Below are 22749 nucleotides of genomic sequence, written 5' to 3'. Positions count from 1 at the left end.
CTCTTACGATAGTCGTCGCCTACATATCGGTGATCGAACACCGTCCTGTAGGAGCTGCCGAAGGCTGCGATCTTTTGATCTCAGGAGCGCGCCAACTCCAACAACCGCGCACGCCAGGACGCCTTCGCCGGCAACGCCAGAAAGAACTCGTTCAACAGCGATTCCCGCGCCGGATAACAGAATGCCTGGCCGTTCAGATCCAGCACCTCACCCCCCGCCCCTTCCAGCACGCCCTGCGCTGCGGCTGTGTCCCACTGCGAAGTTGGCGCCAGTCGTGGATAGCAATCGGCAGCACCTTCGGCCAGCAGACAGAACTTCAACGAACTGCCGATATTGGCCAGTTGCAGCTCACCGAGACTCGCACTCAAGCCGGCCAGCAGGCGTTCTTGCTCGGGACTGGAATGCCGACGGCTGGCAACCACAGTGATCGCCTCACCCGGCGCAGGCACATCGCGTACCCTAATCGCCACCGGTGTCCCGCCCTTGTCGCCACGCCAGGCACCGAGTCCGGCACCACCGACGTAGAAGCGACCGTTGGTCGGCATCGTCACCACACCAAACACCACCCGACCGCTTTCGATCAGCGCGATGTTCACCGTGAACTCCTCGCTGCCGCTGATGAACTCCTTGGTACCGTCCAGCGGATCGACAAGCCACCAGCGCTGCCAACCGGCACGCACGCTCTGCGGGATATTGGCGTCTTCTTCTGACAATACGGGAATGCCTGGATCCAGCGCCGTCAGCCCCGCGGCGATGAGGTGATGCGCAGCCATGTCGGCGGCAGTTACTGGCGAATCATCGGCTTTGGCCGTGACTTCGACACCGGCGCGCCAGAACGGCAAGATCGCCTCGCCTGCCTGCAGGGCCAGCTCAATCACTGGCGCCATCAAAGGGTGGGGGAAATTCATCGACGTCTCACTCATGACTGAATACCCCGCGCTGGCTCAGCAGGTCACGGGTCAAATACAGCGCCGCTAACGCGCGACCTTCGGAAAATTGCGGATTTAGAGCCAGCGCCGACAGTTCGCGCAGATTGACCTTGTCGACCCGCATCGGCTCCGGCTCATCGCCCTCCAGCCGCTCTTCGTAGAGATCGGTAGCCAGGACAACCTGAATCTTCTGGCTCATGTAACCGGGCGAGAGCGACAGCTCGGTCAGATGCTCCAATTGACGCGCGCCGTAACCGGCCTCTTCCTTGAGCTCCCGCTCCGCCGCCGCCAGCACGTCTTCGCCCGGCTCGATCAGGCCTTTGGGCAGAGAGAGTTCGTATTCGTCGGTTCCGCCGCAGTACTCTTCGATCAACACCGCATGTTCGGCGTCGAGCATCGCCACTATCATCACCGCGCCGTAGCCCGCGCCTTTGCCGACCAGACGCTCGTAGGTGCGCTCCACGCCATTTGAAAATCGCAGTTTGAGCTCTTCGACGCGAAACAGGCGACTGGTGGCGACAATCTCGCGGGCGAGTACGGTGGGTTTCTGGCGCATGCAAAGCTCCTTGGCGTGAACGCGTTACTATAACGCGGCTTTCCCGATTGTTTGCGTCGGATATCCTTTCACCGTTCGAGACGTTGCCATGCCTTCTTTACCGTGGTCCGACATCGATACCGTCCTGCTCGACATGGACGGCACGCTGCTGGATCTGCACTTCGACAATCACTTCTGGCTGGAACACCTGCCCCAGCGCTATGCCGACCTGCACGGCATCAGCCGGGCCATGGCCGAGCTGGAATTGCAGCCGTTGTTCGAACGCCACGCCGGCCAGCTGCAGTGGTACTGCCTGGATTTCTGGAGTACCGAACTGAAGCTGTCAGTACGCGAACTCAAACGGGAAACCGCGCACTTGATAGCCCTGCGCCCGGATGCAGACACCTTTCTCGAAGCGATCAAGCGCGCCGGCAAACGGGTGATCATGATCACCAATGCGCACCGCGATTCGCTGTCGCTGAAGCTTGAGCGGATAGAGTTGGCACCGTACTTCGAGCGGCTGATCAGCTCGCATGACTATGGTTATCCCAAGGAGAACCCGCAGTTCTGGGATGCCTTGCAGGCGGACATCGGTTTTGATCCGGCGCGTAGCCTGTTCATCGACGACACTTTGCCGATCCTGCGCAGTGCGCGGGATTTTGGCGTGGCGCATCTGCTGGCGGTAAAAGAGCCGGACAGCCGCATAGGGCCGAAGGACACGGCAGAGTTTGCCGCGGTCGAGGATTACTGCGACTTGATTGCCGGACTCTGAAGTTGCGTTGCGGCCTTCGCGAGCAGGCTCGCTCCCACAGTGAAACGCATTTCAAGTGTGGGAGCGAGCCTGCTCGCGAAAGTGGTTTCGCAAGTTATTCAGGAATACGCAGTACTTGTCCCGGATAGATCTTGTCCGGGTGCTTGAGCTGAGGTTTGTTGGCCTCGAAAATCTTGTTGTACTTGTTGGCGTCGCCATAAACGCGCTTGGAAATGGCGCTCAGTGTGTCGCCCTTCTCGACCGTGACAAATTTTGCAGCGGCGGCAACGCCACCAGTCACGGTGATCTGATCATCCACGTCAGAAACACCGGCCACGTTACCCAGTGCCAACAGGATCTTCTCTTTTTCTTCCTGGCTCGCTGCTTCACCCGTTGCGATGACCTTCTCGCCCTCAACCTTGACCTGGATCTTCGACGTATCAATACCGGTCAGCGCTTCCTGCACATGCTTGGTCAGTGTTGCGCTGTTGGCCTCCGCCTTGTCCGGGGTAAAGGCATCGATGATCTTTTCACCGGCTTCTTTCAAAAAACTGAACAGGCTCATTGCTTTCACTCCATGTAATAAAGGGTCAGTCGCTCAAGCCTAGACCACCCCAGCCAATCCCGGTTCCAGTCCGACCAATGACGCTGCCGCGCCGCAGGCGGTAGAATCGCCGCACCCCGCCAACCGCCCGGAGCAAAGATGGACATCAAGCAGCTGAAATTCCTCATCGCTCTGGACGAGACCCGCCATTTTGGCCAGGCCGCTACGCGTTGCCACATCACCCAGCCGACCCTGTCGATGCGTTTGCGCAGCCTCGAAGAAGAACTCGATCTGCCACTGGTCAACCGTGGTCAGCGCTTCGAAGGCTTTACCGCGCCGGGCGAGCGCGTGCTGGCGTGGGCGCGCACGGTGCTGGCGGCCTACGATGGCTTGCAAGCCGAGGCGGCGGCGTGTCGCGGCAACCTCATCGGTACGCTGCGCCTGGGCGTGGTGCCGCTGTCGAGTTTCGATCCGTTGCCGCTGATGCAACGTTTGCATGCGGCGCACCCGGAGCTGCGCTTCGAATTGTCATCGCTGAGTTCCGAGCAGGTGCTTGAACATCTGGCCAACAACCGCATCGACATCGGCGTGTCGTATCTGGAGCGTCTGGACAGCGAGCGGTTCGACTCCCTGGCCTTCAATGAGACGCGCATGGGCCTGCTGTACGACGAACGCTCATTCAACTTCGGTGAAGAACCCCTGAGCTGGCAGTCGCTGATCGAACTGCCGCTGTGCATGCTCACCAGCGGCATGCATTTTCGCCAGTCCATCGATCACAACTTCCACAGCCGGGGCCTGACCCCACAGCCGCTGCTGCAAACCGACGCCGTGCACCAACTGCTGCAAGCGGTACACGGCGGTTTTTGCTGCGCGATCATGCCACTCGACGGCGGCGCCGAAACCCTCGCCGATCACTTGCGTCTGCAACCGATCGAAAACGCCCACACGCTCGCGCCACTGGGCTTGATCATGCGTCGCGGTGCTCCGCGTTCCGCGCTGGCTGAAGCCTGTTTCGCGCTGTATCAAAAATCGCCAAAAGAGGCTTGATCGACGGTATCTATCGGTAGATCGGTAATAGCGATTAGACGCGACAACTTGCCGCGCCTAGTCTTAACCCTGATCAATCCGTCGGTGATGCCATGAACGCCCAGCGCCCAGCCTGCGCGGCGCCAGCAATCGAAACGCCCGCGCCCGCCGCCAGCCAGACCTACAGCTACAGCGATCTGCCCTGCGATGCATCGGCCAGCACTGCCCTGGCCGAGGAAGTCGCGCTGGCGATCGCCTACAACGGCATCAGCCAGGCGGTGATGCTGGTGACCCCGACCGACCTGGAAGACTTCATCGTCGGCTTCAGCCTGGGCAGCGGCATCATCGAAGACGCCAGCGATATCTACGATCTGCAACTGAGCGGCGCCGGCTCAGCGCAATACGCACAAGTGACCATCGCCAACCGCGCGTTCTGGAACCTCAAACAGCAACGTCGTCAGTTGGCCGGCACCAGTGGTTGCGGACTGTGCGGCGTCGAAGCCGTCGAACAAGCGCTGCCCGATCTCAAGGTTTTATCGGGCGCAGCCTTGCCACCGATCGAATGGCTCGACGGTTTGCGTCAGCGCATCGGCGCGTTCCAGCCGCTGGGCCAGCACTGCGGTGCAGTGCATGCGGCGGTGTTCATGAACGCCCGCGGCGAATTGCTGCTCGGCCGCGAAGACATCGGCCGCCACAACGCCCTCGACAAGCTGATCGGCGGGCTGATCCGCCAGAAGATATCCACAGAAGGCGGGCTGGCGATCGTCACCAGCCGTTGCAGTCTTGAATTGATCCAGAAAGTTCTGCGTGCCGGCATCCAGACTCTGGTCAGCCTGTCGGCACCCACCGGCCTCGCCGTGCATTGGGCCCGGCGCCACAACCTCAATCTCATCCACCTGCCGCAGAAAAGTGCGCCGCGGGTGTTCAGCCCCGCGATGGAGAATCAAGCGTGAGCCAACATCATCAAGCCGACCAGAAACCTGTCCCGCGCTATAAGCCCTACAAAGGTCCCGCCGGCGGCTGGGGCGCTTTGATCAGTGTGGCCCAGGCCTGGCTGACCAGCGACAACGCCCTGAAAAACCTGCGCATGATGCTCAAGACCAACCAGAACGGCGGCTTCGACTGCCCGGGTTGCGCCTGGGGCGACTCGCCGGAAAGCGGCATGGTCAAGTTCTGCGAGAACGGTGCCAAAGCGGTGAACTGGGAAGCCACCAAGCGCCGGGTGGATGCCAGGTTCTTTGCCAAGCACAGCGTGACAGCGCTGCTCGAGCAGAGCGATTACTGGCTTGAATATCAGGGGCGTCTGACCGAGCCAATGGTTTACGACGCCGAGTCCGATCGCTACAAGCCGATCAGTTGGGAAGATGCCTTCGCCATGATCGGCAAGCATCTGCGCAATCTGCCCAGCCCGGATCAGGCCGAGTTCTACACCTCGGGCCGCGCCAGCAACGAAGCGGCGTATCTGTATCAGTTGTTCGTGCGTGCTTACGGCACCAACAATTTTCCTGACTGCTCGAACATGTGCCACGAGGCCAGCGGTGTGGCGTTGGCGCAGAGCGTCGGTGTCGGCAAAGGCACGGTGACCTTCGACGACTTCGAACACGCCGACGCGATTTTCGTCTGGGGCCAGAACCCCGGCACCAACCATCCGCGCATGCTCGAACCGTTGCGTGAAGCGGTAAAACGTGGCGCTCAGGTGGTGTGCATCAACCCGCTGAAAGAACGTGGCCTGGAACGCTTCCAGCATCCGCAGCACCCGATCGAGATGCTCACCAACGGCGACAAGCCAACCAACACCGCGTATTTCCGCCCGGCACTTGGCGGTGACATGGCAGTGCTGCGCGGCATGGCCAAGTTCCTTCTGCAATGGGAACGTGATGCACAGAAGGCAGGCGAGCCGGCCGTGTTCGACCATGATTTCCTCAATGCCCACAGCGCCAACGTGCTGGAGTATCTCGGCGTTGTCGACGACACCTCGTGGGAGCAGATCGTCGAGCAGTCCGGTCTGACGCTGGTCGAGATCGAGCAAGCCGCACGTATGTACGCCAAAGGCAAGAACGTGATCATGTGCTGGGCCATGGGCATCACTCAGCACCGTCATTCGGTGCCGACCATTCAGGAAATCGCCAACCTGATGCTGCTGCGAGGCAACATCGGCAAGCCCGGTGCCGGTCTGTGCCCGGTGCGTGGTCACAGCAACGTGCAGGGTGACCGCACGATGGGTATCAACGAGCGTCCGCCGGTGGCGTTCCTCGATTCGCTGGAGCGGCGTTTCCAGTTCAAGGTGCCACGCCACAATGGCCACAACGTGGTCGAGGCGATTCATGCGATGGCCGAAGGCCGCGCCAAGGTGTTCATCGGTCTGGGCGGCAACTTTGCCCAGGCTACGCCGGACAGCTCGCGCACCTTCGAAGCGCTGCGCAAGTGCGACCTGACCGTGCAGATCAGCACCAAGCTCAACCGCAGCCACCTCGCCCATGGTAAGGACGCGTTGATCCTGCCGTGCCTGGGGCGTACCGATATCGACATCCAGACTGAAGGCCCGCAGGCAGTCACCGTGGAAGACTCGTTCAGTATGGTCCACGCCTCCAATGGCCAATTGCAGCCGCTGTCGAACCAGATGCGTTCGGAACCGTCGATCATTGCCGGCATTGCTGCCGCGACACTGGGCAGCCAACCGGTGGACTGGAACTGGCTGGTGGCCGATTACGGGCGCATCCGCGAACTGATCGCCGACACGATCCCGAGCTTCAAAGACTTCAACGAGAAGATCAAGAACCCGGGCGGCTTCTATCTGGGCAACTCTGCTGGCGCGCGCAAGTGGAACACACCATCAGGCCGCGCCAATTTCCGCGCCAACCAATTGCCGAAAGATCTGGTTCACGAGCGCACCCGCGCCACCGGGCAGGTGCCGGATCTGATCCTGCAATCGATGCGTTCCCACGACCAGTACAACACGACGATCTATGGTCTCGATGACCGTTATCGCGGCGTCAAGGGGCAGCGCGACGTGCTGTTTGCCAACGAGGCCGACATCATTCGTCTGGGCTTCCGTCCAGGGCAGAAGGCCGACATCGTGTCGCTGTGGGATGACGGGCGCGAGCGTCGGGTGAAAGGTTTTACATTGTTGGCTTTCGACATTCCTGCCGGGCAGGCGGCGGCGTACTATCCGGAGGTCAATCCGCTGGTGCCGCTGGAGAGCACCGGCGATGGCAGCCATACGCCGACGTCAAAGTTCATTGCGATCCGGCTGGAGGCGGCGAGCGAGACCGGGCTGATCATTGCTGAATCCGCCTAAAGCGGTGTCAGTACCGGCCTATTCGCGAGCAAGCTCGCTCCCACATTGGAATGCATTTCAAATGTGGGAGCGAGCTTGCTCGCGAAGGCGTCGGTTCAAGCAATACATGTCTGAGCTCAAGCAATTTTCAAACGCCCACAAAAAAGGCCGTTTCTGCATGAAAACGGCCTGTCCGAAGTAGCTAAAGACCGGCGAAAATCGGTTAAGTTCCGGTGAAAAAACAGTAACTTGCAATATTGTATACAAGTCGTGCTATTCGTCGGATTTTGATTGTCACGCCTATTGCAGAGCCTCAGGATCGGCGCCGTCATCCCTTTGAGGCTCATCCTCTATGAAGTTCTCCTCGATTCTCTTGTTGTCCCTTGGCCTGGTCAGCGGCTTTGCTTCTGCCGGAGGCACCACCGAAGCAGGTGTGGGCGGCGCATTGGGCGGGGTTCTTGGCTCGGTCGTCGGTCAATCGTTAGGCGGCAATACAGGTTCCACCATCGGCGCAGCCCTGGGCGGCGCGGGTGGTAGCGCAGTCGGCGCAGACAAACGCAGCCGTGGCGAAGCGGCCATCGGCGGTGCACTGGGTGCAGCCGGCGGCAACGTGGTTGGCCGCAGCCTGGGCGGCACTACCGGCAGCCTGATCGGCTCCGCCGCAGGTGGCGGCGCGGGTGGCGCGCTGGGTAACTACATGGGCAACAAGAGCGACGACGATGATCGTCATTACGATCGCCGCTACGATGACCGTCGCTACTATCGCGACCGTGGTCACCCAGGTCGCGGTCATGCTTACGGCCACCGCAAGCATCACAAGTACTATCGCCACCGTTAAGGCGAAGGCTTGAACGACAATCGCAGCCCCCGGGCTGCGATTTTTTTTACGCCTCTAGATGACCAGCCGTTGCAGCGCCTCGCGCAACCCGGCAGGGATCGGCACAGGCTGATTACTTGCCCGATCCACAAATACATGCACAAACCGCCCCGCCGCACACGCCTCGCTCTCGCCGACCTTGAAGATGGCCAGCTCATACTGCACCGAACTGTTGCCCAGCTTGCCGACCCGCAAACCGATCTCGATAAGATCCGGGAAAGCAATCGATGCAAAGTAGTCGCAGGCCGAACTGACTACAACGCCGACCACTTCGCCGTGATGAATATCCAGGCCTCCAACCTGAATCAGGTAGGTGTTCACCGCGGTGTCGAAGAAGCTGTAGTAGGTCACGTTGTTGACGTGACCGTAGACGTCGTTGTCGTGCCAGCGCGTGGTGATTGGCTGGAAGTGGGGGTAGTCGGTGCGCTGTGGTGCCGGGCTGGACATTGATGAGCGATTCCTTGAAATATTTCGGCGAGTCTTATTTAAAAACCGTGGCAAGGCCTTCGCGAGCAGGCTCGCTCCCACAATGGAACGCGCCAACCTGTGGGAGCGAGCCTGCTCGCGAAGACGTCAGCATGGCCGGCAAGTATCAACTATCCGCAAACCCCTTCCCCTGCGCCGCCAACTCGCCGATCAACCGCGCCGGCTTCCACTGATCGCCCTGGCGCGTTTCCAGCGCCAGCAAGCGCTGATGAATATCCGCCAGCCCTTGTTGATCTGCCCAGGCCATCGGACCGCCCTTCTGCGCTGGAAAGCCATAGCCGTTCAGGTACACCAGATCGATATCATGGGCCGAGCTGGCAATGCCTTCCTGCAGGATCTTCGCGCCTTCGTTGACCAGCGCCAGCAGGCAGCGTTCAAGGATTTCTTCAGGGCCGATCTCGCGGCGTTGGAACCCCAACTGTTCGCTGACCCGCAGCACCAATGCATCGACTTCAGGATCATGCTCGGCCTGGCGACTGCCCGGCTCGTAATGGTAATAACCGTTACCGGACTTCTGCCCGAACCGGCCCATTTCGCAAAGACGGTTATCTATCTGGACCTGCGGCGCATCCTGCCCTTCGCCGGCGAGTTCTCGAGCACGCCACTCCAGATCAATCCCGACCACGTCGTACATGCGAAATGGCCCCATGGCGAACCCGAAGCCTTGCAGCGCAGCATCAACCTGCTGTGGATAAGCGCCTTCGAGAAGCATCTTGCGCGCTTCGAGCACGTACGGATGGAGCATGCGGTTGCCGATGAAACCGTGGCAGTTGCCCGACACCACGCTGACCTTGCCCATGCGCTTGCCGAGCACCAACGCTGCGTCCAGGGCGGCCTGCGAAGTTTGCGCACCACGCACGATTTCCAGCAGTTTCATGATGTGCGCCGGACTGAAAAAATGCAGGCCCAGCACCTGCGCCGGGCGCCGCGTCGCGGCGGCTATGGCGTCGATATCCAGCGCCGAGGTGTTGCTCGCCAGCAGCGCCTGGGGCTTGAGCAGGCCATCGAGTTCGCGAAAGATCTTCTGCTTCAACTCGAGGTTCTCGTACACCGCTTCAATCACCAGATCGACATTGCGAATCGCTGCGTAATCCGCCGCCGCCGAGACGCGAGCCATGCGCGCATCCGCCTCGCTCTGATCGACCCGACCCTGACGCACGTTGTGTGCATAAGTCTCGGCGACCGTCGCCAGCGCCTGTTCAAGCATCTGTGGGTTGTTGTCCACCCATTGCACGCTCACGCCGGCATTGGCCAGGCACATGACAATGCCGCGGCCCATGGTACCCGCGCCGATCACGGCAGCCTGCTGAATATCGAAGGATGTCTGGCTCATGTTGTTCTCTTGTTGGCGATCCAAAGACAGATCCCAACCTTAGTCAGGCAACGACGCTTTTTGAAGTTTATTAGCGTGATGATTGACATTCAGCGGATGGATAGAGGACCTGACTGGATGACTCTTAACGTAGGAGCTGCCGAAGGCTGCGATCCTTTGATCTTGAAGAAATCAACATCAAAAGATCGCAGCCTTCGGCAGCTCCTACAGATCAGAGGTGCTCTTGCGCCCACTCGCGGACCTCGGCGTAGCGGTACTCTTCCAGCGCTGCGAATCCTGGAATCGCGCGCGCCTTGAGCTTGGTGAACAATGGCACGCTGATGCCGCACAGGAACCGCGTCAGCCGCTCGGCGGTTGGAACACCGCCCGTGTGCTGCTCATGCCTGTGGATAAATTCACCACACAGTTGCGCGAAGTTCTTATCCACAAGCGGCGGTAATGGCGGCGGCTCGGGCAACCGCGCGATTTGCCCGTGACACACCGAACAATGGCCGCACTGCTCAGGGGCATTGTGATCACCGAAATACTCGGCCAGGCGATAACCCAGGCAGCGTTCGGTGGAAAACACCTCAAGCATGGCGTGAATCCGCGCCACTTCGGCCTGTTCGTGCAGAGTGAAGTACGCATGCAGCTCAGCGCTTAGAGCATCACTATCAAAATCGCTGTGCAACAAGCTGTAAACCTCGGTCATCTGCTTGCTCTCAAGCTCGATCCAGCCCTTCTCCTGGAAGTAATCCAGCGCCGTCACCACGCGGTTGCGCTCGGCGGAATACTGCGTATACATCGCCTCGAAATTCACCGTGGCCCAGGTACGTGCGCAAGCCGACGTCTGGATGATCGCCGCGACGAAGTCCCTGCGCTCGCCTTCGAAGCGCTGGAGCAGTGCCTCAGGTTCCAGTAAGTATTTGAAGCGATATTCGGCGTAATAGGCGTAACGCGGAGCGATCAGACTGCGCAGCTCCAGCTGCACCAGCAACGTCTTCAATGGCAACGAGCGAATATTGCTCTGATCCGCCAAAGGCCCGAGCAGAAACTCCCACTGCCCCTCAGACACCGAAGCTTTCAGTTCATCGAGTACATAACGAATGCCATCACGCTCGGGCGTATCGCCGTAAACGAAATTCTCCAGCACATTGAGGCTGTCGCGGTTGGCCAGTACCAGGCAATCGGAGGGCTGCCCGTCGCGCCCGGCGCGGCCGATTTCCTGGCTGTAGTTTTCGATGGATTTGGGTAGATCGAAATGCACGACGTTGCGGATGTCGCTCTTGTCGATGCCCATACCGAAGGCAATGGTGGCGACGATGCAATTGGACTGCCCGGCCATGAAACGGTGCTGGATGCCTTCACGCTGATCGTGGGGCAAGCCTGCGTGATACGCCTCGGCCTGGATTCCGTTGCGTTGCAGATGCGCGGCGATCTGTTCGGCGGTCTTCTGCAACGTGACGTAAACAATGCTCGGTTGCCCAGGATGCTCAGTCATCCATTCGACCAGACGTCGGCGCTTGTCCTGTCCGCGCGCAGGCTCGACCAGCAGGTTGAGGTTGGGCCGATAGAAACCGGTGGTTACTACATCCGCTGGGACGATAGCGAATTTTGCCTGCATGTCAGCGATGACTTCAGGTGTGGCCGTTGCGGTTAGTAGCAGAGCCTGCGGGATGTTGAACTGGCGCTGGTAGTCCGGCAGTTTCAAATAATCGGGGCGAAAATTGTGACCCCATTCGGAAATGCAGTGCGCCTCGTCGACCACCAATAACGAGATCGGCACCTGCTGCAGAAAATTGCGGAAGCGCTCGTTTTTCAGACGCTCGACGGAAATCATCAGAATCTTCAAATCACCTGAGCGCGCACGGGCCATGACGTCGTTGGCATCCTCGCGGCTTTGTGCCGAATCGATGCTGCCCGCCGAGATGCCGTGGCGCTTGAGGAAGGCCAACTGATCCTGCATCAACGCCAGCAGGGGCGAGACCACCAGGGTCAGGTGCGGCAATAACAGCGCCGGCAGTTGATAGCAAAGGGATTTGCCGGAGCCAGTGGGAAAGATCGCCGCCGCCGAGCGCCCCGCCAGCACCGCGCTGATCGCGGCCTCCTGGCCGGGCCGGAACTGTGGATAACCAAAAACCTGTTTCAGGGTGTTGTGCATTCGCTGTCACTCCTTTGACCGCTGCCATGTCGAAAGCCTAGCGGGCAATCGCAGCGAGTCGAGAAAAGGTCGGGGCTAAATCGATACGGAATGATACAGGGTATAGGGCACTCACAATGGGTCGCCAGCCCGATAAAACTGCAGCGATAAAAATCTGTTAATTACAACCCAGCCAACATCAATAAAAGAACAACAAACAAACGAGCTCTACCACACCTACAAAACCAGAAACAACGAATCACTTTATCGACCCTGATTATCTCAACTAAGTTGATTGCTCTTAAATACAAATAAGGGCAATACCATGACAACGTTAACCATATTTTTTTGCGGCACCGGCTCCAACAAGTTTGACGACAAACATAAAAGCTACTGGGACGGCGAAGTCGTTTCCACGCTTGCTGCCCACCACAGTGGGCGCGAATTTGCCGAGTGGATCGTCGTTGATGGCCCTGGCAGCGGCAATCTGCAAGCTGATGACCTGTTCACCAAGACTTCTGAATACGGCCTGTCCGGCACCCTGTTCGGTAAAGGCTGGGAGGAAAACGTGCAACACGCCGTGAACATTATCAAAGGCAAATGCGACTGGCAGCGTAAACAACTGACCGAAGCAGAATATAACCGTCTCAAAGCCGCAGGCATCCCTATCGAAGATGTAAAAGTTGAAGGCTCCTGGCTCTGGCGCAAATACAACTATGGCGACCGCAGTATCACGCAACAAAAGTTACAGGAACAAATCATCAAGACTTTCCGCAAGGACGGCATCATTCCCACGCGAGTCAATCTGGTGGGCTGGAGCCGTGGTGGTGTCAGTTGCCATATGCTCGCCAATGCAATGTTCAAGGACGCTGCACTCAAACATATTCCAGTGAACATCTTCGCGATCGATCCAGTTCCGGGAATCGGCAACTTTCAAGAGCACCGGGTAAAACTTCAATCCAACGTCAAGGAATACATCGCATTCTATGCCCGCGACGAGCGCTCGAAAGGCTTCAGCTGCGTGATACCGCAAACCGCTACTGGCACCAGAACCTCGATCTATCCAATGGCCGGTCGCCACGCCACCCTGGCTGGCAACGCCACGGCGCTTGGCGGCGACCCCACCAGCAGCAGCGACCTCAACGCGCTGATCGAGCCGGGGCGTATCGTTCGCCATCTCGCCGAAATCTGCCTTAAACGCTGGGGCGTGCCACTGAGCAAAACCCTCGACCTGAGCGATGCCGACCTGCTGCGCCTCACTGGCGCCATCGTCACCGACGAAGCTCGCTACAAGAAGATGCACAGCCAGTCCTACACCTATTTCACCGAACTGGACAAAGGCGAGCGCTATGTCTCGCTGGGCAGCAAAGGCGTGCCGTTCTCGGCAGTGAAAGGCCCGATCTACCGGCCGGCAACCGGGCTGACCACGAGCCTGCTGGATATTTCCGGTTACCAGCATTTACGTTGAAAAACGTTGAAGAATCGATAGCAACGTCCGGCATAGAGTTCGTCCCGTTCCTACTTCACGCGATGCTTTGTCGGCTATCGCGAGGTGGGAGTACGAACCTATAGTCGTGGCTGTTGCTGTCTGTTCAGCGACTCGGGCTTGGTCACCCGATTGATTCGTGTATACGCATGCACTGTATGCTGCGGGCACTCATTTGCCTGCAGTTTATGGTGACTGTGTTTGGGACACCCTCGGGTGTGCCGGGTATGTGCACGATCCTCACCGGTTGACCAACCCGAACACAGTCGCCTCCTGTCGCTTGGTCACGATGTGGCGGCTTCATTTGCAGCATCTGAGGGTCGAAAAATGAAAGCACGCAGTCAATACACCACCGATCGCTACCGCCCACTCGAATCAAACCTCACCGACAGCAAACCGCTGATCATCGACACACAAGCCTAGCCCGCATGACATCCTCGAGTGCGCCGTCCAGCGCCTGCGCGCCTCCAGCGACCTTCTGCAAACCCTGTATTGCCTGAGCTTCAAACAAGCCGACGTTGAAGACATCCCCCACATCACCCACGCCCTGTACCTGCTGACCCAGGACGGCTGCGACCTGCTGCAAGTCGCGCAGACACAAATGCTCAACTGGAAAGCGCCGGCCCGGTAACGAACAACATCATCATCGCTGTCCACGTCCTGTGCAGCGCAAGGAGTCGAATTTTGCAAACTACTATTGATTGCGTACGATGGGAGCCATTACTCAGCGAAGGACTCGCTTTTATGACCAGCACTGAAACCATCGATCACAGCACCCTTGTTCACCTGGTTGAAAACGGTTCTGTCAGCGGCACGAATATCGTAGCCAAACCGGGTGGCTGGTCGATCGAAATTCATCAAGGCAGGAACATTTATAAGCTGACCGCTCAGCGCAGTGGTCAAGTGCGGCTGTTCAAAAAAATGGAGACGCTGGTGACCTACTTGCAAGGCTTGGGCATTAGCCAATTCAATGTGGATGCCTCCGGTTATGACCCGCTGCAACTGAAAACTTACGCCCGCCCCGATCGCTCCGAAGCGTTGAAGCAAGCGCATGAAGCTGCCGCTTATGAAGAATGGTTCAAGCGTCAGGTTCAGATCAGCATCGATGATCCAAGACCTAGTGTCAGCGATGCAGACGCTCGCCGAATATTCGCCGCCAAACGTGATGCCCTGCGTCAACGAGGACGCTGATGAGGTTGGTCTGGCGCCCGGAAGCGCTTGCTGACCGAGACCGGATAATGAACCGCATCAGCCAGGACAACCCCGACGCGGCTGCGGACCTCGATGAAATGTTCGAATCAAAAGGGGAAATCGCAAGACAGCGCCCAACCTTGTACAAAAAGGGCAAGGTCGACGGCACACGTGAAATCGTTGCAGCCTCCAACTACGTCATCGTCTACGCAATCAAAAAAGACTGTGTTGAAGTGCTGCGAGTCCTGCATGCACGGCGGCAATGGCCATAGTTAAGAGGATCAAGCTGTCTTCGCTCATAAAAAAACCGCCCCAAAGGGCGGTTTTTTCATTCACTGCAAACCACTACTTACAACTTCGGCCCAGCCGCCTTGATCGCGTCGCTCACTTCGAACTTCTTGAAGTTCTCGATGAACAGACCGGCCAGTGCTTTCGCTGCCTCATCGTACGCCGCCTTGTCAGCCCAGGTATTGCGTGGGTTGAGCAGGTTCGTCTCAACACCCGGAACAGCCAGTGGCACGTCGAGGTTGATGGTGTCGAGGTGCTCGGTGGCAGCACCGATCAGCGCGCCGCTCTGGATCGCGGCGATCACTGCGCGGGTGGTCGGGATGTTGAAGCGTTGGCCGACGCCGTAGCCGCCGCCGGTCCAGCCGGTGTTGACCAGATAGACCTTGGAGCCGAAGCCACGGATACGTTTGATCAGCAGCTCGGCGTACTCACCAGCCGGACGCGGGAAGAACGGTGCGCCGAAGCAGGTGGAGAAGGTCGACTTGATGCCGCTGCCCGAGCCCATTTCAGTCGAGCCCACCAGCGCGGTGTAGCCGGACAGGAAGTGGTAGGCCGCTTGTTCTTCGTTGAGGATCGACACTGGCGGCAATACGCCGGTCAGGTCGCAGGTCAGGAAGATCACCGCGTTTGGCTCGCCACCCAGGTTCTTCTCGGAACGCTTGGCAACATGCTCCAGCGGGTAGGCTGCGCGGCTGTTCTGGGTCAGGCTGACATCGGCGTAATCAGCATGCTTGGCGTCGTCGATGACGACGTTTTCCAGCACGGCGCCGTGCTTGATGGCTTTCCAGATGACTGGCTCGTTCTTCTCGGAGAGATCGATGCACTTGGCATAGCAACCACCTTCGATATTGAAGACCACGCCTTCGCCCCAGCCGTGTTCATCGTCACCGATCAGGTAACGGCTTTCGTCGGCCGACAGGGTGGTTTTACCGGTGCCCGACAGACCAAAGAACAACGTCACGTCGCCGTCTTCGCCGATGTTGGCAGCGCAGTGCATTGGCAACACGTCAGCGGCCGGCAGCAGGAAGTTCTGCACGGAGAACATGGCTTTCTTCATCTCACCGGCGTAACGCATACCGGCGATCAGCACTTTCTTCTGCGCGAAGTTGATGATCACGCAACCGTCCGAATTGGTGCCGTCACGCTCAGGCACGCATTCGAAGTTGGCGACGTTGAGCACTTGCCATTCTTCACGGCCTGCCGGGTTGTACTGGGCCGGGTTGATGAACAGGCAACGACCGAACAGGTTCTGCCAGGCAGTCTGCGTGGTCATTTTCACGGCCAGGTAGTGATCTTCCGCCGCGCCTACATGCACGTGGGAAACGAAGTGCTCTTGCGCGTTGTTGAAGGCCTCGACGCGAGCCCACAGGGCATCGAACTTGTCGGCCGGGAACTTGCGGTTGATCGGGCCCCAGGCGATGGCGGCCTGGGTGGAAGGTTCTTCAACGATGAAACGGTCGACTGGCGAACGGCCGGTGCGGTGACCGGTGCGAACAACCAGAGCGCCGGTATCGGCAAGCTCGCCTTCACCGCGATTCAGGGCTTCTTTTACCAGATCATCAACACTCAGATCGGTGTACACGGCGTTATTGGCTTGCGTCATGAGGTTCCCCGTCGGCCAGTGGCCGAGTGTGCTCCAAACGTTTTGTAGTAGAAAGTCGTGCACTACTACCGCGAAAAAAGTGGGCCGGATTATGCCAGAAAAGCCCAAAAAGAGTAGGGTCCTCCCGTCGTAACGGCGATATTCCGTCATTACGCAGTGAATTTACCTGCGCTGAACCGTTTTAGTGACGGGTATCTGACGGCGTATCGACGCCCGCGCCAGCGAACAATTGAGCAATATCGGCTGCATCGAACAGGTACTGCTGATTGCAGAACTGGCAATCGATCTCGACTTTGCCGCCCTGCTCGGCTGCCAGCGCCAGCGCATCTTCCAGCCCAAGACTGACCAGCGCATTGCCGGAGCGTTCCCGCGAGCAGCTGCAACTGAAACGCAAATGCTGCACATCGAACAGGCGCACTTGCTCTTCGTGGTAGAGACGATGCAGCACGGTTTCGTTGTCCAGGCTGAGCAGTTCATCGGCGCTCAGAGTGCTGGCCAACGCGGTGAGGTGCTGCCAGCTGGCGGCGCGCTCTTCTTCGTCTTTCAGGCGATCGGCGGGCAATTGTTGCAGCAGCAGACCACGGGCGCGACGACCGTCGGCGAACAGCTTGAAACGGGTGCCGACCTGTTGCGACATGACGAAGTAGTTGGTGAAGCAATCCGAGAGGGTTTCACCGTCGAGATCGACAATGCCCTGATAGCGCTGACCCACAGTCGGGTCGACGGTCAAGGCCAGAACACCGTTGGGCATCAGATCGCCGAGGCTGGCGTCCGCCGCAATCTGCTCGGCGTCATAGCGCGCCAGGCCACGGATTTCGCGCTCGCTGGAACACTCGATCATCAGCAGCGGAATCGGACCTTCCGAGCGCGCCTGCAAAATCAGCAGGCCATCGAACTTGAGTGTGCCGACCAGTAACGAGGCGGCCGCCATCAACTCGCCGAGCAACTGCGCGACCGGCTCCGGGTACGGGTGTTTGGCGAGGACTTCAGCGTAGCTGCGCTCCAGCGCTACCAGTTCGCCGCGAGTGTCGCTGTCATCAAAGATGAAGCGTTGAGTGAAATCGGTATCCGCTAGGTCGGTCATAGGTCTGGGTATCTGAATGTGATGACAAAATGGTTACAAAACGTGAAAATTTGCGCTTGCTGGCACTTTTTTTGGTGCCGGCGCTTTTTCGCCATGGGAGGCATTTTATGAACAATCCGGGTTTGTTCCAATCAAGGTGGAACCTCGGCCGGCTGGTTCTGTGTAACGTAGTGCCGTTGGCGCTACTGGCTTTCTGGTTATGGCCTACCGGCCAGATGCTGTGTGTGATTTTCGACGAGTGGCTGTTCCGCTCGCTGAATGCACCACTGGCCAGCAACCCGATATGGCTCCACATCTGGGCAATTGCAAGTCTGCGCCCGTTCGACATCGTCGTCGGACTGATTCTGCTGACGCTGCTGATCAAGGGCGACTGGGTGTTTCGGGCGATTGACGTGCGCCGCGCGTTCTTCGGTTTTTTCTCGATCCTGCTGTTGATGGTGGTGATTCGCGCGCTGTTTTCCAAATTTTCCGATCACATGGGCTGGCAGCACAGCAGCCCATCGATGGTGCTCGAAGGCGCTGTGCACATCAGCGACTACTTTCCGCATCTGGAAAAAACCTGGGAGCTGAAGGACCGCTCCGGCCAGAGTTTCCCTGGTGATCACGCGTCGGTGCTGTTGATCTGGGCGTTGTTCATGGGCGTTTTCAGCCGCACGATCGGTCAGTTCCTGACGGTCTGGGGCCTGGCCGTTCTGTTCATGCTGCCGCGCCTGGTGGCCGGCGCGCATTGGGGCCAGGACGATTACATCGGGGGCGTACTGCTGGCGGTGTGGGCGTTGGGTTGGGGTTACTACACGCCGTTTGCCTGCCATGCGGCAAACTTCTGGTTGAAGCTGACCGCGCCGATCTTCAGTTTGCTGGGCAAGCTGCCGCTGGTGTCGCGGATGAGTGTAATTTCCGCCCGGTAAATGGTGGAGCCTCGAAAAGATCGCAGCCTTCGGCAGCTCCTACAGAGGATCGCATTCCAACTGTAGGAGCTGCCGTGTTGTGGTCGATCTTTTTATTCGTCGTTGTTTCCGCGGAATTTGAACAGATCCCGCCGCTGCTTCTTGCTCGGCTTGCCATCGGTGCTCACGCCCAGCGACCCTGCCTTGCGCATCGCCGCAGCCGCTTCACGCTTGGCGATACTCGCTTCGGTTTCGGCATACAAGGTCTGCGCCTCGGGTGCGCCACGCCGCACGATCGACAGGGCCTCGACCCTCACAGTGCGCACTTCGAAGCCGGTGCGAATTTCGAACTCGTCGCCAATGCGCGGTTCCTTGCCCGGTTTGCAGCGCTCGCCACGCCAATGCACCTTGCCACTTTCGATCGCCGCTTTGGCCAGGGCACGGGTCTTGTAAAAACGCGCCGCCCAAAGCCATTTATCGAGACGGACCTTGTCGTCCTCCTCCTGTTTCTGCGCCATATGAATTCCTCGCTCAGCCAGTAGTCGGAACTGTACTACCGTTTCTGTCGGGCGCAAGAACTCGGCCCCCCAGATAGACTGTGATCTTCGCCGCATGAACGGCCTGGAGTGATCGAGTGACAAAGTTTCCGACTTCATTGACCTCGCCCAATGGCGGTTGCAAAGGCTGCCAGCAAAGTGAACCGCTGGATTTCGACTTTGCTTTCGCCTATCAACCGATTGTCGACCTGCGCGACCAGTCGGTATTTGCCCACGAAGCGCTGATTCGAGGCGTGGCCGGTGAGGGTGCGCTGTCCGTGTTAAATCAGGTAACAGAAGACAACCGCTACCGTTTCGACCAGCTCTGCCGGACTCGCGCCATCGAAGGCGCGGCCAGACTTAATATGCAGACACACTTGTCTATCAACTTTCTGCCCAACGCCGTCTACCGTCCAGAGCTATGCATTCGCAGCACACTGGAGGCCGCGCGAAAACACGACTTTCCGATCGACCGACTGATTTTTGAAACCCTGGAAAGCGAGCACGTAGATAACTATCGCCATTTGACCAATATTCTGCGTGAATACCGCGAATTCGGCTTCAAGACCGCCATCGACGATTTCGGTGCCGGTTATTCGGGGCTCAATCTGCTGGCTGATTTCCAACCGGACCTGATCAAACTCGATATGGCGCTGATCCGCGATGTCGATCAAGACCGTGTCCGCCAGGTGATCGTGCGGGGGATTGTCACAATGTGTGCGGAGTTGGGCGTTACAGTCATTGCCGAAGGCATCGAGAGCGCCGGAGAACGCGACTTTCTGGCCGACAGTGGAATTTTTCTGATGCAGGGCTACTGGTTTGCCAAACCTGCATTCAAAGCATTGGCCCAGGTGCCAGCCGAGGCCTGGCAACGTTAATTCTTGGTTTTTTTCATTGAAGACATTTGATCATTTGACCGTTGTCGGTCTGCGCGAGTGGGTGGCGCTCCCGGGTCTGGGAGTCGCGGGCCTGCGCGCGAAAATCGACACCGGCGCCAGCACCTCCAGCCTGCACGCCACCGACATCGAACCGTTCGAACGCGACGGCGAAAAGTGGGTGCGCTTCACCGCGCATCTGGGCACGGTGGTGCAGTTGCGTCACCGGCGCTGCGAAGCACCGCTGGTCACGCGCAAAACCATCAAAAGCTCCAACGGCCATGCGCAGGTGCGCTACGTGATCAGCACCACGCTGGCCCTGGGAGATCGGGTCTGGCCAGTGGAGTTCACCCTAGCCTGCCGCAAGTCCATGCGTTATCGCCTGTTGCTCGGTTCCAAAGCCCTGATCGATGGCCAGCTGGTGGTCAATCCGGGCATCAAATATGTACAAGACAAGCCGGTGTTCCCGGTATCTACCTCCTCCACAGGTGTTGCATGAAGATCGCTGTGCTGTCGCGTAATCCGCGTCTGTATTCCACCCGCCGTCTGGTCGAAGCCGGAACCGAGCGCGGGCATGAAATGGTGGTGATCGACACCTTGCGCGCCTACATGAACATTGCCAGCCACAAACCGCAGATCCACTACCGCGGTAAACCGCTGGAAGGTTTCGACGCGGTGATTCCGCGCATTGGCGCGTCGGTGACGTTCTACGGCTGCGCGGTGTTGCGTCAGTTCGAAATGATGGGTGTGTTCCCGCTCAACGAGTCGGTGGCCATTGCTCGCTCGCGAGACAAATTGCGATCGCTGCAGTTGTTGTCGCGGCGCGGAATCGGCTTGCCGGTCACCGGGTTTGCCCACTCGCCGGACGATATTCCCGACCTGATCGCCATGGTCAACGGCGCACCGCTGGTGATCAAGGTTCTCGAGGGCACTCAAGGCATCGGCGTGGTGCTGTGCGAAACTGCCACGGCGGCAGAGTCGGTGATCGAAGCGTTCATGGGCCTGAAGCAGAACATCATGGTTCAGGAATACATCAAGGAAGCCGGCGGCGCGGACATCCGCTGCTTCGTGGTCGGCGACAAGGTGATCGCGGCGATGAAGCGTCAGGCCAAACCGGGTGAGTTCCGCTCCAACCTGCACCGTGGCGGCAGCGCCAGCCTGATCAAGATCACGCCGGAAGAACGCATGACCGCCTTGCGCGCCGCGAAAGTCATGGGCCTGGCGGTGGCGGGTGTGGATATCCTGCGCTCCAATCATGGGCCGTTGGTGATGGAGGTGAATTCGTCACCGGGACTGGAAGGGATCGAGACAACCACCGGGAAGAACGTGGCAGGGATCATCATCGAGCATCTTGAAAAGAACGGCGGACCGAATATGACCCGCACCAAGGGCAAGGGCTAGAGGAGCAGCTTCAAGCTCCAAGCTGCAAGTGGAAAGCGCTTTGCTTGTAGCTTGTAGCTTGTAGCTTGTAGCTTGTAGCTTGCAGCTTGCAGCTTGCAGCTTGTAGCTTGTAGCTGCTTCTAAACCGCATCTCGGGGCAACATCAATCCAAGCGGCAACCTCACCCGCGCCTCAAGCCCTCCACCAGAGCGATTGCGCAATTCGACGTTACCGCCATGCATCGCCGCAATCCGCTTGACGATCGCCAGCCCCAACCCGGTGCCCTTGCCGCCACGCGCCCGATCGCCTCGGGTAAACGGGTTGAAAATCGCCTCGAGCTCGGAAGGATCGATCCCCGCGCCACGGTCCATCACGCTCAGCACCACATACGGCGCGCTGGTATCACCTGACACATAAGCGGCCACTTCAACACCCGTGCCGGCGTGGTTCAAGGCGTTACCGATCAGGTTGTTGAGCAGGCGCTTCATCGACACTCGACGCAGCGGGAACGGCTGGATCGGTTCCAGGCGCAGGCGGACTTTCTCTTCGCTCTGGTTGTACGGCGCGGCTACTTCGCGCACCAGATCACTAAGGTCGACTTCTTCCACCGACTCGTCACGACCGTCGCGAATGAACGCGAGGAACTGGTCGAGAATTGCGTCCATGTCTTCGATATCGCGAACCATGTCGTCGGTGAGGTCGGTGTGATCGCCCATCAACTCCAGCGACAGGCGCAAGCGCGTCAGCGGCGTGCGCAGGTCGTGTGACACCCCCGCCAGCATCAGCTCGCGCTCGCGCCCGGCCTGCTCGACGTCTTCGGCCATCTGGTTGAAGGCACGGTAAACCTCGGTCATTTCACTCGGCGTGTCGCTGATCGGCAGGCGCACGCTGCGGCCCTGACCGAGCTGCCGCGCGGCGTAGACCAGACGCTTCAACGGCTGGTTGAGCTGGCTGACGAATATCCATGCCGACGCCGTCGACAACAGGCCGATGGCGAGGAACCAGCCGAGCACGTTCCAGATTTTCTGGCCGCGCAGCGGATGTGGATACAACGGTACTTTCAGCCAGCCATCGCCCAGACTCGGGGCCCTGACCCACAGCGCCGGTGGCGAGTGCATGCGCAAACGCACTTCGGTGTCGGCACCCAGCTCCGCCTGCATCTGGCGCTGATAGATTTCGCTGTACGGCCAGTGCTGTTCGCCTTCCGGTACGCCGGCGCCGACCACACGAATCAGGGTCGCGGCATCGGCAATTTTCGCGCGGTTTTCCTCATCGGCCGCCCAATAGGCGCGCAGCGTCAGGGCGACGCCGTGGCTGTATTGGCGATCCACCAGCACGTCCTCGTTCATCAACAGATAAACCAGGGTCAGCGCCTTGGAAAACAGCACGACGATGAGCACCAGCCAGAGGGTGCGGGAGAAAAAGCTTTGGGGGAACCAGACGGGGGTTTTCATCTTTAACCGCTACACACTTGCAGGAGCGAGCAATGCTCGCATATTGCGGATTGCGAGTCTGTGGCAATGGTCAGGCGACCAACGCCTT

22 protein-coding genes and 1 pseudogene are annotated in these 22749 nt (G+C 59.0%); 13 read left to right on the top strand and 10 right to left on the bottom strand.

Annotated features, from left to right (window positions below; all coding sequences use genetic code 11):
• Nucleotides 1–80: 80 nt before the first annotated feature.
• Both cysQ and nudE read right to left on the bottom strand, forming a co-directional pair.
• A complete protein-coding gene (gene cysQ, locus VNV36_RS12010; RefSeq protein ID WP_325718011.1) occupies nt 81–908 on the bottom strand; it encodes a 3'(2'),5'-bisphosphate nucleotidase CysQ in 828 nt (275 codons plus the stop codon).
• Nucleotides 909–915: 7 nt separating this feature from the next.
• Nucleotides 916–1485 (bottom strand): ADP compounds hydrolase NudE, encoded by a 570-nt coding sequence (nudE, locus tag VNV36_RS12005; RefSeq protein WP_325717944.1) that lies wholly within the window; start codon nt 1483–1485, stop codon nt 916–918.
• An 88-nt stretch (nt 1486–1573) separates the two neighbouring features.
• Between nudE and yrfG the strand changes: the two genes are divergently transcribed.
• Nucleotides 1574–2236 carry a GMP/IMP nucleotidase gene (yrfG, locus tag VNV36_RS12000; RefSeq protein WP_325717943.1) on the top strand — a complete coding sequence of 221 codons (663 nt, stop codon included), beginning with the start codon at nt 1574–1576 and terminating at the stop codon, nt 2234–2236.
• Nucleotides 2237–2330: 94 nt separating this feature from the next.
• Here yrfG and lysM read toward each other — a convergent pair whose 3' ends face one another.
• On the bottom strand, nt 2331–2780 hold the full coding sequence (gene lysM / locus VNV36_RS11995; protein WP_325717942.1) for a peptidoglycan-binding protein LysM: 450 nt from the start codon (nt 2778–2780) through the stop codon (nt 2331–2333).
• A gap of 138 nt (nt 2781–2918) precedes the next feature.
• Between lysM and VNV36_RS11990 the strand changes: the two genes are divergently transcribed.
• The 4 genes from VNV36_RS11990 to VNV36_RS11975 all read left to right on the top strand — a co-directional run bounded on the left by VNV36_RS11990 (nt 2919) and on the right by VNV36_RS11975 (nt 7900).
• Complete coding sequence (locus VNV36_RS11990) at nt 2919–3806, top strand: LysR family transcriptional regulator (RefSeq protein ID WP_325717941.1); 888 nt, start codon at nt 2919–2921, stop codon at nt 3804–3806.
• Nucleotides 3807–3898: 92 nt separating this feature from the next.
• Complete coding sequence (fdhD, locus tag VNV36_RS11985; RefSeq protein ID WP_325717940.1) at nt 3899–4738, top strand: formate dehydrogenase accessory sulfurtransferase FdhD; 840 nt, start codon at nt 3899–3901, stop codon at nt 4736–4738.
• The gene (locus VNV36_RS11980) at nt 4735–7083 is read left to right on the top strand and encodes an FdhF/YdeP family oxidoreductase (protein WP_325717939.1); all 2349 of its coding nucleotides are present in this window, start codon (nt 4735–4737) and stop codon (nt 7081–7083) included. Before fdhD ends, VNV36_RS11980 begins: the two co-directional genes overlap by 4 nt.
• Before the next feature lie 331 nt (nt 7084–7414).
• Entirely contained in the window at nt 7415–7900 is a 486-nt protein-coding gene (locus tag VNV36_RS11975) for a glycine zipper domain-containing protein (RefSeq protein WP_325717938.1), read from the top strand.
• Nucleotides 7901–7954: 54 nt separating this feature from the next.
• On the opposite strand, the gene VNV36_RS11970 is transcribed toward VNV36_RS11975, so the two are convergent.
• From VNV36_RS11970 to VNV36_RS11960, 3 genes are all read right to left on the bottom strand, one after another.
• Complete coding sequence (locus VNV36_RS11970; protein ID WP_325717937.1) at nt 7955–8386, bottom strand: acyl-CoA thioesterase; 432 nt, start codon at nt 8384–8386, stop codon at nt 7955–7957.
• 145 nt (nt 8387–8531) lie between these two features.
• Nucleotides 8532–9758, bottom strand: a complete 1227-nt coding sequence (locus tag VNV36_RS11965) for a 3-hydroxyacyl-CoA dehydrogenase (RefSeq protein WP_325717936.1) — start codon at nt 9756–9758, stop codon at nt 8532–8534.
• A gap of 211 nt (nt 9759–9969) precedes the next feature.
• The gene (locus tag VNV36_RS11960) at nt 9970–11898 is read right to left on the bottom strand and encodes a RecQ family ATP-dependent DNA helicase (RefSeq protein ID WP_325717935.1); all 1929 of its coding nucleotides are present in this window, start codon (nt 11896–11898) and stop codon (nt 9970–9972) included.
• A gap of 304 nt (nt 11899–12202) precedes the next feature.
• Here VNV36_RS11960 and VNV36_RS11955 point away from each other — a divergent pair, with 304 nt between their 5' ends.
• The 4 genes and pseudogenes from VNV36_RS11955 to VNV36_RS11940 all read left to right on the top strand — a co-directional run bounded on the left by VNV36_RS11955 (nt 12203) and on the right by VNV36_RS11940 (nt 14826).
• A complete protein-coding gene (locus VNV36_RS11955; protein ID WP_325718010.1) occupies nt 12203–13345 on the top strand; it encodes a hypothetical protein in 1143 nt (380 codons plus the stop codon).
• 345 nt (nt 13346–13690) lie between these two features.
• Nucleotides 13691–13994: pseudogene (locus tag VNV36_RS11950) on the top strand (hypothetical protein).
• 113 nt (nt 13995–14107) lie between these two features.
• A complete protein-coding gene (locus VNV36_RS11945) occupies nt 14108–14554 on the top strand; it encodes a hypothetical protein (RefSeq protein ID WP_325717934.1) in 447 nt (148 codons plus the stop codon).
• Nucleotides 14554–14826 (top strand): type II toxin-antitoxin system RelE/ParE family toxin, encoded by a 273-nt coding sequence (locus VNV36_RS11940; RefSeq protein ID WP_281922396.1) that lies wholly within the window; start codon nt 14554–14556, stop codon nt 14824–14826. Before VNV36_RS11945 ends, VNV36_RS11940 begins: the two co-directional genes overlap by 1 nt.
• Nucleotides 14827–14903: 77 nt before the next feature.
• Here VNV36_RS11940 and VNV36_RS11935 read toward each other — a convergent pair whose 3' ends face one another.
• Both VNV36_RS11935 and hslO read right to left on the bottom strand, forming a co-directional pair.
• Nucleotides 14904–16445, bottom strand: coding sequence for a phosphoenolpyruvate carboxykinase (locus VNV36_RS11935; RefSeq protein WP_325717933.1), 1542 nt, complete (start codon nt 16443–16445; stop codon nt 14904–14906).
• 181 nt (nt 16446–16626) lie between these two features.
• A complete protein-coding gene (gene hslO, locus VNV36_RS11930) occupies nt 16627–17529 on the bottom strand; it encodes an Hsp33 family molecular chaperone HslO (RefSeq protein WP_325717932.1) in 903 nt (300 codons plus the stop codon).
• A 107-nt stretch (nt 17530–17636) separates the two neighbouring features.
• Between hslO and VNV36_RS11925 the strand changes: the two genes are divergently transcribed.
• Entirely contained in the window at nt 17637–18437 is an 801-nt protein-coding gene (locus VNV36_RS11925; protein WP_325717931.1) for a phosphatase PAP2 family protein, read from the top strand.
• Nucleotides 18438–18529: 92 nt separating this feature from the next.
• Here VNV36_RS11925 and hslR read toward each other — a convergent pair whose 3' ends face one another.
• The gene (hslR, locus tag VNV36_RS11920; protein ID WP_325717930.1) at nt 18530–18934 is read right to left on the bottom strand and encodes an Hsp15 family ribosome-associated heat shock protein; all 405 of its coding nucleotides are present in this window, start codon (nt 18932–18934) and stop codon (nt 18530–18532) included.
• 116 nt (nt 18935–19050) lie between these two features.
• Here hslR and rimA point away from each other — a divergent pair, with 116 nt between their 5' ends.
• Genes rimA through rimK form a run of 3 tightly spaced genes read left to right on the top strand, consistent with a single transcriptional unit; the run spans nt 19051 to nt 21228 of the window.
• Nucleotides 19051–19830, top strand: coding sequence for a S6 modification regulatory phosphodiesterase RimA (gene rimA / locus VNV36_RS11915; protein ID WP_325717929.1), 780 nt, complete (start codon nt 19051–19053; stop codon nt 19828–19830).
• 16 nt (nt 19831–19846) lie between these two features.
• A complete protein-coding gene (gene rimB / locus VNV36_RS11910) occupies nt 19847–20326 on the top strand; it encodes a retropepsin-like aspartic endopeptidase RimB (RefSeq protein ID WP_016772184.1) in 480 nt (159 codons plus the stop codon).
• Nucleotides 20323–21228 (top strand): 30S ribosomal protein S6--L-glutamate ligase, encoded by a 906-nt coding sequence (gene rimK, locus VNV36_RS11905; protein WP_121731683.1) that lies wholly within the window; start codon nt 20323–20325, stop codon nt 21226–21228. Before rimB ends, rimK begins: the two co-directional genes overlap by 4 nt.
• 119 nt (nt 21229–21347) lie before the next feature.
• Here rimK and VNV36_RS11900 read toward each other — a convergent pair whose 3' ends face one another.
• Nucleotides 21348–22661 carry an ATP-binding protein gene (locus VNV36_RS11900; RefSeq protein WP_325717928.1) on the bottom strand — a complete coding sequence of 438 codons (1314 nt, stop codon included), beginning with the start codon at nt 22659–22661 and terminating at the stop codon, nt 21348–21350.
• Nucleotides 22662–22749 lie beyond the last annotated feature (88 nt).

It is taken from the genome of Pseudomonas sp. (assembly GCF_035554175.1).
Lineage (GTDB): Bacteria > Pseudomonadota > Gammaproteobacteria > Pseudomonadales > Pseudomonadaceae > Aquipseudomonas.
Note: the sequence above shows the minus strand (reverse complement) of the source record. Positions and strands in the feature narration are given on the sequence as shown.